Here is a 15,178-nt window from a genome sequence, read left to right as displayed (position 1 = left end):
TGCGCTGTCGGGTGGCGGAGGCCTCGAGACTCCAGACGTTGCAGTAGTCGGGTGCGACTACCGCACCTTCTGCGGAGTGGGAGGGGCGGCTCTCAGGGGGCCGCAAGGTTCCCGAAAGGGGGTGCCCTGGTCGGAGCGCGTAAGGTCGCGGCGTGCCCTCCGACTCGACGCTCGCCTCCGCGCCCGCCCCCAGCCTCGCCCGCCGCCTCCTCGGCGCCCTCGCCGCCGCCGCGGCGACAGCCCTCGCGGCCCACCTCGCCAACCTGCTCGCCTTCTTCATCGGCAACCAGCTGGCCGCCTCCTCGCTGCCTCAGGTCAACGCCTACTTCCTCCTGTCGAGCGCTCTCGCGTTCGTGGTGGTCTTCGCGCTCGCTGTCGCGGGGCTGCTGAACCGCGCGTGGACCGCGGCGATCGCCGGCCTCGTCGCCGGGCTGATCGGCGCAACCTTCGGCACTCTCGTGCAGGCCAGCGCGAGCGGCACCCCGATCACGGGCGAAGTCTGGACGTCCATCGTCGAGACGTTCGGCGGCCTCAATCTCGTCTTCCTCCTCGCGTTCACCCTCACGGCCGCGACCCTCGGCCATCGCATCGCGGTCGCCTCCGCGCCGAAGGCCCCGACGAGCGCGACGAGCTCGACGGCATCGACCCGCGGTCGCCGCATCGCGCTCGTGCGCGCCCCGGCCCTCAACCTCGACGCCGGGGAGCTCACCCACCTCGAGCGCGTCCCGGTCGACCAGGAGAAGGCGCAGAAGCAGTGGGAGGCCTACGTCGACGCGCTCGACGAGGCCGGCTGGGAGACCGTCGAGGTCGCTCCCGCTCCCGCGATGGCCGACTCCGTCTTCCTCGAGGACGCCGTCGTCGTCGTCGGAGACCACGCCGTGCTCACCCGCCCGGGCGCAGAGTCCCGCCGGGGCGAGGTCGCCGCGGCGGAGGAGGCGGCCTCGGCCCTCGATCTCACGCTGCACCGCATTGAGGCGCCGGGCACCCTCGAGGGCGGCGACGTCCTCAAGGTCGGCTCGACCGTCTACGTCGGTCGCGGCGGCCGCACCAACGCCGAGGGGATCGCCCAGCTGCGCGCCCTCCTCGGCCCGCTCGGGTTCAACGTCGTCGCCGTGCCGCTCACCCGTGTCCTGCACCTGAAGAGCGCCGTCACGGCCCTGCCCGACGGCACCGTGATCGGCTGGGAGCCCGTGGTCGACGAGCCGCGCCTCTTCCCGTCCTTCCTGCCGATGCCCGAGGAGCCCGGCGCGCACGTCGTCGTCCTCGACCCGAGCACCCTGCTGATGGCGGCGTCGGCACCGAGGAGCGCCGCGCTGCTGCGCGATCTCGGCTACACCGTCGTGACCGTCGACATCTCGGAGTTCGAGAAGCTCGAGGGCTGCGTCACCTGCCTCTCGGTGCGCGTGCGCTGACGAGCCCTCGGCGAGGAGGGGCGCGACACGCCCCGCGGTGGACGCGACGCATAGCCGGGGTATAGCCTGCAAGGCTGCGCAGCGCCCGGGACGGGCCCGCGGCGACCCCACCCACCCTCCTCGTCGCGAAAGCCCTTCACCGTGTCCGCACCCACCACTCCGATCGACGACCGCCGGGTCGAGTCGAAGCGACCGAGCACCCTGCGCACCCTGCTGCGGCTGCTCCCCTTCGTCGGCGACTCGCTGCCCCGGCTGACCCTCGGGATCGTGGTCGCCCTCGTGGCGAGCCTCGTCTCGCTGGCGATCCCGATCGTGCTGCAGCAGCTCGTCGACGGTCCGCTGGGCGACGGAGCCGGCGCCGCCGGGTCGGGCGACCTCGGCCCGCTGATCGGGCCCGTCGGGGTCGTGCTCGCCCTCGGCGTCCTCGAGGCCGTCGCCATCGCGCTGCGCCGCCGGATGGTCCTCACTCCGAGCACGCGGATCGAGGCGAGGATGCGCAGCGCGCTCTACCGGCAGCTGCAGGACCTCCCGGTGTCCTTCCACGACCGCTGGCAGAGCGGGCAGCTGCTGTCGCGCGCGATGAGCGATCTCAGCCTCATCCGCCGCTGGATCGCTTTCGGATTCGTGCTGCTCGTCGTCAACGCCCTCACGATCGTCGTGGGCTTCGGCGTGCTCGTCTACTGGAACCCGATCCTCGGCGTCCTGTTCATCGTCTGCTCCGTCCCGGTCTGGATCTACGGCTTCGCCTTCGAGAAGCGCTACTCGAGCATCGCCCGCCGGAGCCAGGACCAGGCGGGAGACCTCGCCACGACGGTCGAGCAGTCGGTGCACGGCATCCGCGTGCTCAAGGCGTTCGGCCGGCACAAGCACGCCCTGGCGGGCTTCGCCGACCAGGCCGAGCTGCTGCGCGGCACCGAGATCGCCAAGGCCAAGGCGATCGCCGGGATCTGGCTCGTCCTCCTCCTCGTCCCCGACATCGCCTTCGCGCTCTGCCTCCTGGGCGGCGTCTGGCTCGCCGCCGACGGCCAGCTGAGCGTCGGCGAGCTGTTCGCCTTCTTCGCCACGGCGACCGTCCTGCGCTGGCCCGTCGAGTCGATCGGCTTCCTGCTCTCGATGACCTTCGACACCCGCACGGCGGTCGACCGCTACTTCGAGGTGATGGACAGCGCCAACACGATCACCGATCCCCAGGCGCCCGAGACGATCGAGCGGCCCCTCGGTCGTGTGCGGTTCCGCGACGTGCACTTCCGCTACCAGGACGCGCCCGAGCGCTTCCCCGATCTGCTCGACGGCGTCGACCTCGAGGTCGAGCCCGGCGAGACGATGGCGCTGGTCGGGGTGACCGGCTCGGGCAAGACGACCCTGACCGCGCTGCTGCCGCGGCTCTACGACGTCACCGCGGGGGCGATCGAGATCGACGGTGTCGACGTGCGGCGGATGCGGCGCGACGAGCTGCGCTCTCACGTCGGAATGGCCTTCGAGGACGCCACGCTGTTCTCGACCTCGGTGCGCGAGAACGTCCTGCTCGGTCGCCCCGACGCGAGCGAGGAGCAGCTTCTCGAGGCCCTCGAGATCGCACAGGCCGGCTTCGTGCACGCCCTTCCGAACGGGCTCGACACCACGGTCGGCGAGGAGGGGATGAGCCTCTCGGGCGGACAGCGCCAGCGGCTCGCGCTCGCCCGTGTGATCGCGGCGCGCCCCTCCGTGCTGGTCCTCGACGACCCGCTGTCGGCGCTCGACGTCGACACGGAGGCGCGCGTCGAGGCGGGCCTGCGCCGGGTCCTCGGCGGCACGACCGCGCTGATCGTCGCGCACCGGCCCTCGACCGTCGCCCTGGCCGACCGGGTCGCGCTCCTCGAGGAGGGGCGCGTCACCGCCGTCGGCACCCACAGCGAGCTGCTCGCGTCGAGCCCGCACTACCGCTTCGTCATCTCGAGCCTCGAGGAGGACGAGCTCACCCGCCCGCCGGGGACCGAGCGCGTCGGCTCCCGTCCGAGCGGCGACGCCGACACCATCGACCAGGAGACCCGCTCATGAGCACGCTCGGTTCGACCGAGGAGCGCGACGATCTGTCGCGCGCCGAGTCCGCCCAGATGCGCCGTCGCTCGCTGCGGCTGCTGGGCTCGCTGCTCCGACCCCTCCGCCTGCGCCTCGTGCTCACGGCGATCGTCGTCGTGGTCTCGACCGCGGCGCAGGTGGCCGGGCCCGCCCTGATCGCCGCGGGCATCGACAACGGCCTGCCGGCGGTGCTCGACGGCGACGCGACCCCGCTCGCCCTGGCCGTCGGCGCCTACGTGCTGACCGGCGTGATCGGCGCCGTTCTGGTCGCCTGGTACACCGTGCTCTCGGCCCGGGTGAGCCAGGCGATCCTGATCGACCTGCGCAAGCGCGTCTTCCTGCACACGCAGAAGCTCAGCCTCGAGTTCCACGAGAACTACACCTCGGGCCGCATCATCTCGCGGCAGACGAGCGACCTCGACTCCATCCGCGAGCTGCTCGACTCCGGGATCAACCAGCTCGTGCAGGGCGCGCTCTACATGGGCTTCGTCGCGATCGCTCTGGTGACGCTCGACGGAGTGAGCGGGATCGTGCTCGCGTGCGCGCTCGTGCCGCTCGCCATCCTGACGCGGTGGTTCCAGAAGAGGTCGCAGGCGCTGTTCCGCGGCACCCGCGTCGCCTCCTCGCGGCTGATCGTGCAGTTCGTCGAGACGATGACGGGCATCCGCGCGGTGCAGACCTTCCGCGCCGAGAAGCGCAACGAGGAGGTCTTCAGCGGGGTCGTCGAGAAGTACCGGCTGGCCTACAAGAAGGTCTTCGGCGTCTTCGGCACCTTCGATCCCGGCCTCGTGCTGATCGGCAACGTGACCGTCGCGGTCGTGCTCTTCATCGGAGGCGTCCGCGTGCTCGACGGCGGGCTCGAGATCGGCGCGCTGCTCGCAGTCCTGCTCTACACCCGGCGGTTCTTCGACCCGGTGCAGGAGATGGCGATGTTCTACAACTCCTACCAGTCGGCCGCCGCGGCGCTCGAGAAGATCTCGGGCGTCCTCGCGGAGGAGCCGGGCGTGCCGGATCCCACCCGTCCGATCGACCTGCGGCAGGCCCGCGGCCGTCTCGGCTTCGAGGGCGTGCGCTTCGAGTACACCAGCGACCGCGAGATCCTGCCGCGCTTCGACCTCGACATCCCGGCCGGTCAGACGATCGCCCTCGTCGGGTCGACCGGCGCCGGCAAGACGACCTTCGCCAAGCTCATCTCGCGGTTCTACGACCCGAGCGACGGCGTCGTGACCCTCGACGGCGTCGATCTGCGGCAGCTGCACCCGAAGGACCTGCGGCGCGCGATCGTCATGGTGACCCAGGAGGCGTACCTCTTCTCGGGCTCGGTCGCGGACAACATCGCGATAGGGCGGCCGTCGGCGTCGTACGACGAGATCGTCGCCGCCTCGAAGGCCGTCGGCGCGCACGAGTTCATCCAGGCGCTCCCCGACGGCTACGACACCGATGTCAACAAGCGCGGCGGCCGCGTCTCGGCCGGGCAGCGGCAGCTGATCTCGTTCGCGCGCGCCTTCCTCGCCGACCCGGCGGTGCTGATCCTCGACGAGGCGACGTCGTCCCTCGACATCCCGAGCGAGCGCCTGGTGCAGCAGGGTCTGCAGACCCTGCTCGCCGACCGCACGGCGGTGATCATCGCGCACCGCCTCTCGACGGTGGCGATCGCCGATCGTGTTCTGGTGATGGAGCACGGGCGCATCGTCGAGGACGGCACTCCGGAGGCGCTGATCGCCGGCGCGGGGCGGTTCGCGACGCTGCACGCGGCGTGGCGCGAGTCGCTGGTGTGAGGCCCCGCGGCCTATGAGCGCGGCTCAGGGCCGCCAGCGCGCCGCGCGCACGTCGACGCGGTAGCCGCTCGGAGTCGTCACCAGTGGCGTCCCCTCGCGCTCGTACTCGACGCGCGCCCGCTCCTCGTGCCCGATCGGCGGAGCGCCGCCCGAGCGGACGACGCGCCACCACGCGACGTCCGAGCCGTAGCGGGCCATGACGGTCCCGACCGCTCGAGCGGCGCGCGTGCCGAGGACCGCGGCGATCTCTCCGTAGGCCATCACGCGACCCGGCGGGATGGAGTCGACGACCGCCAGCACGGCGGAGACGAAGTCGGGGGAGTCGGGGGCCGTCCCGTCGGGCGGCGGACCCGGCTGCCCGGCGGCTGCGATCAGAGCTTCAGCGCCCCGATGTTCTCGCCGTACTGCGTCTCGCCGACGACCTCGAAGCCGATCCAGCGGAAGAACTGCTCGGGGCCGTCCTCGCCGGACTCCCAGATGACCGTGAGGGTGTCGAAGCCGCGGGTGCGCGCCTCGTCGGCGGCCGCGCGGACGGCGAAGGTACCGACTCCACGACCCTGCTTCGAGGCGTCGATGTTGATGCGCCAGATGCAGCTGCGGAACTCCTCCGCGGCCTCCGGGTCGAAGTGGGCGTGGATGAAGCCGACGAGCTCGTCGTCGTCGAGGATCGCGCGCTGCCAGGCGGCGCCGGGATCGATCACTGCGGCGGCCGCCGAGTACGACACCGGCGCGATGAACTGCTCCTGCCCGGGTTTGAGGCTCAGCCCGTTCACGGCGGAGATGTTCGAGGCCGACAGCTCTTCCAGGCGGAGTGCACTCATGCGGTCAATCTAGCGGCCCGATCCGGGGCAGTCATCCTCCGCCAGGACGACGGCGCACGGACCGTCATCGGGGGAGCGCCCCGAATCGGCGAACTCTCTCGACATCGAGACACTTCCGCCCTCGGGTAGGCTGGCGGAGGCCATCCGGAGCGGCCGCGCAGCCGCCCGTCCCGCGCAGGAGCGGGGTTGCATCGAGACCATGGGAGAGCAATGTCCAAGATCAAGGTTGAGGGAACCGTCGTCGAGCTCGACGGCGATGAGATGACGCGGATCATCTGGCAGAAGATCAAGGACACGCTCATCCACCCGTACCTCGACGTGAACCTCGAGTACTACGACCTCGGCATGGAGTACCGCGACCAGACCGACGACCAGGTCACGATCGACGCGGCGCACGCCATCCAGAAGCACGGCGTCGGCGTCAAGTGCGCGACCATCACGCCCGACGAGGCGCGCGTCGAGGAGTTCGGCCTGAAGAAGATGTGGAAGTCGCCCAACGGCACGATCCGCAACATCCTCGGCGGCGTCATCTTCCGCGAGCCGATCATCATCTCGAACATCCCGCGCCTGGTGCCCGGCTGGAACAAGCCGATCATCATCGGCCGCCACGCCTTCGGCGACCAGTACCGCGCCACCGACTTCGTCTTCAAGGGCAAGGGCACGCTGACCGTCGAGTTCACGCCCGAGGACGGCTCCGAGCCGATGAAGTTCGAGGTCTACAAGGCTCCCGACGACGGCATCGCGCAGGTCCAGTACAACCAGGACGCCTCGATCCGCGACTTCGCCCGCTCGTCGCTCAACTACGGCCTGACCCGCAACTACCCGGTCTACCTCTCGACGAAGAACACGATCCTCAAGGCCTACGACGGCCGGTTCAAGGACATCTTCGAGGAGATCTTCGAGACCGAGTTCAAGGAGCGCTTCGACGCCGCGGGCCTCACCTACGAGCACCGCCTGATCGACGACATGGTCGCCTCCGCGATGAAGTGGGAGGGCGGCTACGTCTGGGCCTGCAAGAACTACGACGGCGACGTCCAGTCCGACACGGTCGCGCAGGGCTTCGGCTCTCTCGGTCTGATGACCTCCGTGCTCTCCACGCCCGACGGCAGCGTCGTCGAGGCGGAGGCGGCGCACGGCACGGTCACGCGCCACTACCGCCAGCACCAGGCGGGCAAGCCCACCTCGACGAATCCGATCGCCTCGATCTACGCGTGGACCCGCGGACTGGCCCACCGCGGCAAGCTCGACGGCAACCAGGAGCTGATCGACTTCTCGCTCACCCTCGAGGACGTCGTCATCAAGACGGTCGAGTCCGGCAGCATGACGAAGGACCTCGCGCTCCTCGTCGGACCGGACCAGGCCTGGCAGACGACCGAGGAGTTCCTCGCGACCCTCGACGAGAACCTCAAGGCGCGCATGTCGGCCTGACCTCCGGCTCGTCAGAACGGCTCCGGCTCGCGGGAATCCTCGGATTCCGCGAGCCGGAGCCGTTTCTGCGAGCCCGATCCGGGTCAGAGCGCCCGGGCGAGCGCCTCCATCGCGGCGCCGGCGTCGGCGCCCGTCGGCATCAGCACGACGCTCGACGCGCCGGCCGCGTGCAGTTCGCCGATCCTGGCCCGGGCGGCGTCGGGGGTGCCGACGACCGACAGCTGGTCGACCCACTCGTCCGGCAGGTCGCGCACGAAGGAGGCTCGGTCGGCGCTCCGCTCGCGCAGGCGCGCGAACTCGTCGGCGAAGGGCAGCGGGGCGAGATGCGGCGCCCAGTCCGGCTCGCCGATCCACTCGAGACCGGGGCGCACCTGCGCCCGCGCGGCTGCAGAGTCGTCGTCGACGGCAGCGACGTTGTAGGCGACCACTCGTCCGGGCGTCGCCATCCGCTCGAGGGCGGCGGTGATGTACTCCGGAGTGACCGGCTCGGCCAGCACGACGCCGTCGGCGATCCTGCCCGCGAGCTCCAGGGACTTGGGTCCCCGCACTCCCGCCAGCAGCGGGGGAGCGACGGCGGGTGGCGACTCGAGGCGGAGCCCGTCGAGCGTCACGTACCGGCCTGCGCGGGTCGTCTCCTCGCCGGCGAGCAGCGAGCGGATCGCGTAGAACTGCTCCTCGAGGAGCGTCAGCGGGCTCTGCGGCCACACGCCGAGGCCGCGCATCCAGTGCGGCATGCCGTGGCCGATGCCGGCGTGGAGGCGACCGGGGAACATCTCGGCGAGGGTGCCGAGCTCCATCGCGGTGAAGGCGGCCGTGCGCGCGGCGGCGGGGAGGATGCCGATGCCGACCACGATCCGCTCGGTCGCCGCGAGCACGGCGGCGGCCTGCGCGATCCCGCCGCGGAAGCCGAGGTCCTCGACCACCCACAGCTCGTCGAAGCCGAGCGCCTCGGCGCGTCGGGCGTAGGACAGGACCTGGGCGGCCGGGAGGTCGCGGGGGAGCAGGATTCCGACGGCGGCGTCGGGCTTGGGAGCGGACATCCTCCCAACATAGGGCTGCGGCCGCTCGCACCCCGGGCCGGAACGACCGGGGGCCCGCCGCTCGGAAGCGGACGGGCCCTCGATCGCGGAGCGGATCACTCGGAGCGCGACTCGCTGAGCCGGACCTGCTCGGGCCTCGCGCTCGAGACCACCTCGATCCTCCGCGACCTGGCCTTCTCGCTCACGGGGATGGTCACCGAGAGGACGCCGTTGTCGTACGACGCCGAGATGCGCTCGGTGTCGACGCCCTGGCCGAGGCTCAGCTGGCGGACGAAGGTCGCGGACTGGCGCTCCCGGGTGATCCAGGTGACGTCCTCGCCGCTCGCCACCGTGCGCTGGGCGCGGATCGTGAGCAGCTGGCCGTCGACGTCGACGTCCACCGACCCGGGGTCGATACCGGGCAGGTCGGCCGTGAGGACGTAGTGGTCGCCGTCGCGGTAGAGGTCGATCGGCATGCGGCGGGGGCCCTGGCCGGGCGAGAAGAGGGCGGAGGCGAAGCGGTCGAGCTCGCGGATCGGGTCGTAGGTGACGGCCATCGAAATCACTCCATTCAGTCGTGCAACAGATCAATTCCCAGAGTTGAGTCGAGGTGACTCAATGCCAGGAATTTAGCACTCGACCCGGGAGAGTGCCAACTGTCCTCGTCCCAAATCCGGTGACTTCGTTACCTGTTCGTAACAGAGCCGAGCGATCCAGTTCGTAGTGTCGATTCAGTGCGGGAGCCGATCCGGCTCCCAGCGATTGTGAGTAAGGACATCGATTGCCGATCCACCCCTCCCACCGTCCACCCGTTCGTCGAACCGAGAGGCGGATCCTGGCAGGGCTCGCTGTGCTCGGTGTCGCCGCCTCGGCCGCGTTCGCCTCCACCGCGGCGTCCGCGGCTCCCGTCGTCGGGAGCGCGTCGCTCGTCGGCGGCCTGTCGTCGCTGCAGAGCTTCGACGACGGCGACTACGTCGTCACTCTGGTCGAGCCCGCCGCGGCCACCTACGAGGGCACCGACGCCCGCTTCGCCCGCACGGCTCCCGACGCCGGATCGCAGCTGCAGGCGCGGTCCGCCCCCGTCGAGGACTACTCGGCGCACCTCGAGCGGCGACAGGACGACGTCGCCGCCGCCGTCGATGCCGAGATCGGCTACCACTACACGGTCACGCTCAACGGCTTCTCGGCCGAGCTGACCGGCGCGCAGGCGAGCCGCCTCGCGAACCGCAAGGACGTCGCCCAGGTGCGCGAGATCGAGGACCTCACCCTCGACCGCGCGGTCCAGCCGACGACGCTTCAGGCCCCGACCGCCTCCGGGATCCCCGTCCCCGACACCGGCCAGGAGCCCTCGACGAGCTTCCTCGGCCTCGACGGCCCTGACGGCGTCTGGAACGAGCTCGGCGGCATCGACGAGGCCGGCGCGGGCGTCGTGGTCGGCGTCATCGACTCCGGCATCGCACCCGAGAACCCGTCGTTCGCCGGCGCTCCGCTCGCGACGACTCCGGGAGCCGCGCCCTTCACGAACGGCACCACCGTCACCTACCCGAAGTCCGACGGCAGCGACTTCGTCGGCGCCTGCGTGAGCGGCGCCGACGCGTCGCAGCAGTGGACCGGCGAGGAGTGCAACCAGAAGCTGATCGGTGCGCGCTGGTTCCTCGGCGACTCCGAGCCCGCCGGCTCGCCCGACAATCCCGAGTACCTCTCGCCGCGCGACGCGGACGGCCACGGCTCGCACACCGCCTCGACGGCCGCCGGCAACGCGGGCGTCGACGCGAGTGTCGACGGTTACGACTACGGCTCGATCTCGGGCGTCGCTCCCGCGGCGAAGGTCGCCGCGTACAAGGTCTGCTGGAACGGCGACGTCGACGGCACGGACGACGACGACTTCTGCTCCGGCCCAGGCATCCTCGCGGCGATCGACGCCGCGACCAGCGACGGCGTCGACGTGATCAACTTCTCGATCGGCGGCGGCTCGGCCACCTCCACGCTCACGCTCATCGACGAGGCGTTCCTCAACGCCGCCGCCGCGGGTGTCTTCGTGGCGGCCTCGGCCGGCAACTCCGGTCCGGGCGACTCGACCCTCGACCACGCCTCGCCGTGGTACACGACGGTCGCCGCCTCCTCGATCCCGACCTACACGGCCACCGCCACCCTCGGTGACGGCCAGGCGTTCCCCGGCGGATCTATCACCGTCCACGAGGACGTCACCGGCCCTCTCGTGAACAGCGCGGACGTCGTCCTCGCCGGGGCCGAGACTCCGGAGATCTGCGAGACCGGCACCCTCGACCCCGCGAAGGTCTCTGGCAAGGTCGTCGCCTGCACCGCGGGCGTCACGGCCCGCGTGTCCAAGTCGGCCGAGGTCGAGCGGGCGGGCGGCATCGGCATGCTGCTGCTCAACCCGTTCCCCAATGCGCTGCACGTCGACGACCACTCGGTCCCGAGCATCCAGATCGACTCGGAGGCGTACGACGCCATCACCGCCTACGCGTCCACCCCGGGCGCGACCGTGACGCTCAGCGAGGGCAACACCTCCGGGATCGCGATCGCGGTGCCCCAGGTCGCAGGATTCTCGTCGCGCGGACCGGCCGAGGCCGACGGAAGCGATGTGCTGAAGCCCGACCTCACGGCGCCCGGCGTCGCGATCCTGGCCGACAGCTTCAACGCCGAGGGCGACGATCCCGCCTTCGCGTTCGAGTCCGGCACCTCGATGTCGTCGCCGCACATCGCGGGGCTCGCCGCGCTGATCCTCGGCGCGAGCCCGAACGCGTCGCCGTCGGCCGTCAAGTCGGCCATGATGACGACCTCCTACGACAGCGTCGACCAGTCGGGGAACGCCTCCGAGGACGTCTTCGCCCAGGGCGCCGGTCACGTCGATCCGACCGCCTTCCTCGACCCCGGACTGATCTACGACAGCGGTCCGAGCGACTGGATCGCGTTCCTCAAGGGCGCGGGCTACGTGTTCGACCCCGATCCCGCGATCGACCCGATCGAGGCGATCGACCCGTCCGACCTCAACCAGGCCTCGATCGCCATCGGCGCACTGGCCGGAACGCAGACCGTCACCCGCACGGTGACCTCGACCGCTCCCGGCACGTACACCGCGTCGCTCGACATCCCCGGTGTCGACACCGTGGTGTCGCCGTCCACCCTCTCCTTCACCGGAGCGGGCCAGACGGCCCAGTACACGGTCACCTTCACCACGGCGGACGCCGAGCTCTCGGAGTTCGCGACCGGCTACCTGACGTGGTCGAGCGCGGAGCACGAGGTCCGCAGCCCGGTCGCCGTGCGGCCGGTCCTGCTCGACGCGCCGTACGAGGTCTCGGGCTCCGGCTCGACCGGCTCGACCACGGCGACCATCACGCCCGGCATCGACGGCGCTCTGCCGCTGTCGACGACCGGACTCGCGCAGGGGGTCCTCGCCGAGGACGCCACGGCGGCCGACGGCCACTCCGGCACCCTGCCGGCGGGCACGACGCTGATCACCGACGTCGTCGTACCGGAGGGCGCGGACTTCGCGCGCTTCGATCTCGACTCGATCGACGACACGGCCGACCTCGACCTCTACGTCGAGCTGCTCGACGCGGCGGGCGAGCCGGTCTCGCAGGCCGTCTCGGCGACCGCCTCCGCCGACGAGCGCGTCGACCTCGCGGAGCCCGAGGCGGGCACCTACCGGGTCACCGCCGACATCTACGCGGTCGGCGCTGAGCCCACGGTCACGTTCGACCTGCGCAGCTTCGTCGTCACCCCCGAGGGAGGCGTCGGCGCGCTGACGACCGAGCCCGCGGTGATCGACGCGGTGCAGGGCGAGCCCACGAGCTACGCGATCTCGTGGAGCGACCTGGCCGGCCCCGCGCAGTACCTCGGGCGGGTCGCCTACTCCGACTCGGGTCTCGCGACTCTGGTGAGCGTCGACGTGACGGAGTCGGCGACGCCGGCTCCCACGCCGACCGCGACTCCGGAGCCGACGGGCACGCCCGAGCCGACGGCGACCCCGGAGCCGACGGGCACCCCGGAGCCCACCGCGACGCCCACCGCCGGACCCACCGCGGGTCCTGCGCCGACGTCCACGCCGACCACCGGACCGGGTGCACCCGGCCACGGCGGCGGCTCGGGAGGGCTGCCCTCCACCGGATTCGAGGGCGGTCTGCTCGGGGCCGCGGCTCTGGCGCTGATCGGCGCGGGACTGCTGATCTCCGGCGTCCGTCGCCGCGCCCTCGCGCTGCGTGAGGGCGCCGCCGCGGAGTAGCCTCCGCCTGCGCACGACGGCCGCCCCGCTCGCTCCCACCGGAGCCGCGGGGCGGCCGTTCGCGTGCGGGAGCCCTGCCGGAGCACCTCCGGCTCGCAGGATCACGCTCGGCTCGTCAGAAGTGAGCGATTCCGCGAGCCGAACCGGATTCGACGAGCCGGAGGTCGCCGGAAGGTCGGTTGTCCGGAGGTCCGGCTCGCTGGATCGCGTTCGGCTCGTCAGAAGTGCTGGATTCCGCGAGCCGAAGCCGATTCGACGAGCCCGAGATCGCGGCCGGAGACGGTACGCGTCAGGCGACCGCGCGACGCCCGGCGACGACTCCGGACACGACCGCGACGACGCCGAAGACGATCGCGACGATCGGCTGGCCCATGTCGAGCCACGCGACGGCCGCGGCGCCCATGACCAGCAGCTCGATCAGCGAACGGCCGTAGACGTCGATCGCGAGCACGGCCTTCGGCGAGAGGAACAGCGCCCAGACCAGCGCCGCGAGCACGGGTGCGCCGATCCCGAAGACGATGTTCAGCGGCAGGGCCCACTCGGTGAAGCCCCAGATCCCGAACGTCGCGAGCGCGAAGAGCTCGAGGACGAACCGCAGGACGTCGTTCGGCCCGATCCTGACGTCGGCGCCCGCTCCTGCTCGATTCACGCCGACCATCGTATCCGCCTCCTCTGACGACGGAGTACGGGCCTCGAACACATCAGTTGCCGAAGTGGAAAGCGATGCATAGACTTTCCATCATGGAAAGCAACGATATCGTCTCAGAACTCGATGCCGACCGCTCCGCCCTCGCCGACAGGGTGCGCACGCCGTGGTGGCTCGCCGCCGGATTCGGTCTGATCGCGGCGTGCTTCGTCGTCCGACCCGCCTCAGGAGGCCAGTTGAACGCCGTCTTCATCGCCTGCCTGGTCTTCGCGCTCTCGCTGCTCGCCTGCTATCGAGCGGCGACCGGAGTCAAGCTCGCACGACTCGGGGCGGCGCCCTGGCTCCTGGCACTGGCCGGCCTCGCCGTCGTGCTAGCGCTCTACAGCGTGGCGCTCGGCCTCGCCTCCTTCGATCTCCACGGGTGGATCGCCGCGCCGACAGCTCTGGCGTTCGCCTCCGGCGCGGCCCTCACCTACGCCTTCACCGGAGCCGCGCGCGAGCGCATGCGCCGTGTCCGCTGAGGCCCGGTTCGACGAGCTGATCCACGCGCCGCTCCGGCTCCGCATCTGCGGTCTGCTGCGTGCGGGCGACGGGATCGACTTCGGCGTGCTGCGCGACACGCTCGGCATCGCCGACGCCTCGCTGTCGAAGAACCTGAAGCTGCTGGCCGACGCGGGCCTCGTTGCGATGTCGAAGTCGTCCTCCGCCGCCCGGAGCGACTCCCGGCGGGTCACGTGGGTCGCGCTGACGCCGGCCGGGTCGTCGGCCTTCGACGCCCACGTCGCGGCCCTGCGGGCGATCGCTCGCGGGGAGTGATGCGCTCTAGCGGAAGATGATCGTGCGGGCGCCGTCGAGCAGCACCCGGTCCTCCGCGAACCACTTCACCGCCTGGGTGAGGGTGCGGCTCTCCTCGTCCTGACCGATGGCGACCAGCTGCGCGGCCGAGCGGGAGTGCTCGACGCGGACGACGTTCTGCTCGATGATCGGCCCCTCGTCGAGATCGCTCGTGACGAAGTGGGCCGTCGCTCCGATCAGCTTCACGCCGCGGGCGTGCGCCTGCTTGTAGGGGTTGGCCCCCTTGAAGCCGGGCAGGAAGGAGTGGTGGATGTTGATCGCGCGACCGGCCAGGCGCGCGCAGAGCTCGGGGGACAGGATCTGCATGTAGCGGGCGAGGACGACGAGCTCGATGTCGTGCTGCTCGACGACCTCGACGATCCGCTCCTCGAAGGCCCGCTTCGTCTCGGGCGACACGACGGGTCGCGACTCGAACGGCACTCCGTAGAACTCGGCGAGATCGCGGAGGGTGTCGTGGTTCGAGAGGATCAGCGGCACGTCGACCGCCAGCTGGCCCGCGCGCTGACGGAAGAGCAGGTCGTTCACGCAGTGCGCCGCCGTCGAGGCGAGGACGAGGGTGCGCAGCGGCCGGCCCACGACGTCGAGGTGCCAGGTCATCCCGTAGTGCTCGGTGACGGGCAGCAGGGCGCGCTCGAACTCGTCCCGGGTGACCCTCGACTCGACCTGCAGCCGCATGAAGAAGCGGCCGGTGTCGGCGCTCGAGAACTGCTGGCTCTCGGTGATGTTCCCCTGCGCCTGCACCACGGCTCCGGAGACGGCGTGCACGATCCCGGGCAGATCGGGGCAGGCGAAGGTCAGGGTCCAGTGGTTCCCGGGACCCCGGCCGCCGCCGTCTTCGGTGCCGGTGGGCACGGGCCGGTCGGAGGAGGGCGCGGCGGGGTCGGACTGCATCCGCTCAGGATATCGGCCGTCGGT

At 71.2% G+C, this 15,178-nt stretch carries 13 protein-coding genes; 7 read left to right on the top strand and 6 right to left on the bottom strand.

Translation table 11 applies throughout. From position 1 onward, the window contains the following. Positions 1 to 152 precede the first annotated feature (152 nt). The 3 genes from ddaH to GRS92_RS00385 all read left to right on the top strand — a co-directional run bounded on the left by ddaH (position 153) and on the right by GRS92_RS00385 (position 5,248). Positions 153 to 1,412: a dimethylargininase gene (ddaH, locus tag GRS92_RS19150; RefSeq protein WP_159852279.1), complete on the top strand. Its 1,260-nt coding sequence runs from the start codon at positions 153 to 155 to the stop codon at positions 1,410 to 1,412. A gap of 141 nt (positions 1,413 to 1,553) precedes the next feature. After that, on the top strand, positions 1,554 to 3,449 hold the full coding sequence (locus tag GRS92_RS00390) for an ABC transporter ATP-binding protein (RefSeq protein ID WP_159852277.1): 1,896 nt from the start codon (positions 1,554 to 1,556) through the stop codon (positions 3,447 to 3,449). Further along, on the top strand, positions 3,446 to 5,248 hold the full coding sequence (locus GRS92_RS00385) for an ABC transporter ATP-binding protein (RefSeq protein WP_159852275.1): 1,803 nt from the start codon (positions 3,446 to 3,448) through the stop codon (positions 5,246 to 5,248). Before GRS92_RS00390 ends, GRS92_RS00385 begins: the two co-directional genes overlap by 4 nt. Before the next feature lie 24 nt (positions 5,249 to 5,272). On the opposite strand, the gene GRS92_RS00380 is transcribed toward GRS92_RS00385, so the two are convergent. Both GRS92_RS00380 and GRS92_RS00375 read right to left on the bottom strand, forming a co-directional pair. Beyond that, a complete protein-coding gene (locus GRS92_RS00380; RefSeq protein ID WP_235021733.1) occupies positions 5,273 to 5,548 on the bottom strand; it encodes an MGMT family protein in 276 nt (91 codons plus the stop codon). A 71-nt stretch (positions 5,549 to 5,619) separates the two neighbouring features. After that, positions 5,620 to 6,069, bottom strand: a complete 450-nt coding sequence (locus GRS92_RS00375) for a GNAT family N-acetyltransferase (RefSeq protein WP_159852273.1) — start codon at positions 6,067 to 6,069, stop codon at positions 5,620 to 5,622. A 210-nt stretch (positions 6,070 to 6,279) separates the two neighbouring features. Here GRS92_RS00375 and GRS92_RS00370 point away from each other — a divergent pair, with 210 nt between their 5' ends. Continuing rightward, positions 6,280 to 7,497: an NADP-dependent isocitrate dehydrogenase gene (locus GRS92_RS00370; RefSeq protein WP_159852271.1), complete on the top strand. Its 1,218-nt coding sequence runs from the start codon at positions 6,280 to 6,282 to the stop codon at positions 7,495 to 7,497. Between the two features lie 83 nt (positions 7,498 to 7,580). Here GRS92_RS00370 and GRS92_RS00365 read toward each other — a convergent pair whose 3' ends face one another. Next, positions 7,581 to 8,537 (bottom strand): LLM class flavin-dependent oxidoreductase, encoded by a 957-nt coding sequence (locus GRS92_RS00365; protein ID WP_159852269.1) that lies wholly within the window; start codon positions 8,535 to 8,537, stop codon positions 7,581 to 7,583. 95 nt (positions 8,538 to 8,632) lie between these two features. Next, complete coding sequence (locus tag GRS92_RS00360; RefSeq protein ID WP_159852267.1) at positions 8,633 to 9,073, bottom strand: Hsp20/alpha crystallin family protein; 441 nt, start codon at positions 9,071 to 9,073, stop codon at positions 8,633 to 8,635. Positions 9,074 to 9,366: 293 nt separating this feature from the next. On the opposite strand from GRS92_RS00360, the gene GRS92_RS00355 reads away from it, so the two are divergent. Then, positions 9,367 to 12,762 (top strand): S8 family serine peptidase, encoded by a 3,396-nt coding sequence (locus GRS92_RS00355; protein WP_159852265.1) that lies wholly within the window; start codon positions 9,367 to 9,369, stop codon positions 12,760 to 12,762. 289 nt (positions 12,763 to 13,051) lie between these two features. Here the strand turns inward: GRS92_RS00355 and GRS92_RS00350 are convergent, their stop codons facing one another. Continuing rightward, complete coding sequence (locus GRS92_RS00350) at positions 13,052 to 13,411, bottom strand: YrdB family protein (protein WP_235021731.1); 360 nt, start codon at positions 13,409 to 13,411, stop codon at positions 13,052 to 13,054. 92 nt (positions 13,412 to 13,503) lie between these two features. Here GRS92_RS00350 and GRS92_RS00345 point away from each other — a divergent pair, with 92 nt between their 5' ends. Then, positions 13,504 to 13,929: a hypothetical protein gene (locus tag GRS92_RS00345; protein WP_159852261.1), complete on the top strand. Its 426-nt coding sequence runs from the start codon at positions 13,504 to 13,506 to the stop codon at positions 13,927 to 13,929. Next, positions 13,919 to 14,224, top strand: coding sequence for a transcriptional regulator (locus GRS92_RS00340; RefSeq protein WP_159852259.1), 306 nt, complete (start codon positions 13,919 to 13,921; stop codon positions 14,222 to 14,224). The genes GRS92_RS00345 and GRS92_RS00340 overlap by 11 nt, the downstream gene beginning before the upstream one ends. A 6-nt stretch (positions 14,225 to 14,230) precedes the next feature. Here the strand turns inward: GRS92_RS00340 and purU are convergent, their stop codons facing one another. Next, positions 14,231 to 15,154, bottom strand: a complete 924-nt coding sequence (purU, locus tag GRS92_RS00335) for a formyltetrahydrofolate deformylase (RefSeq protein ID WP_159852257.1) — start codon at positions 15,152 to 15,154, stop codon at positions 14,231 to 14,233. Between the last annotated feature and the right edge of the window lie 24 nt (positions 15,155 to 15,178).

This window comes from Rathayibacter sp. VKM Ac-2754, from assembly GCF_009807095.1.
Taxonomy (GTDB): domain Bacteria; phylum Actinomycetota; class Actinomycetes; order Actinomycetales; family Microbacteriaceae; genus Rathayibacter.
The sequence above is the reverse complement of the archived record's forward strand: the minus strand, read 5'-3'. Positions and strand labels throughout refer to the sequence as shown.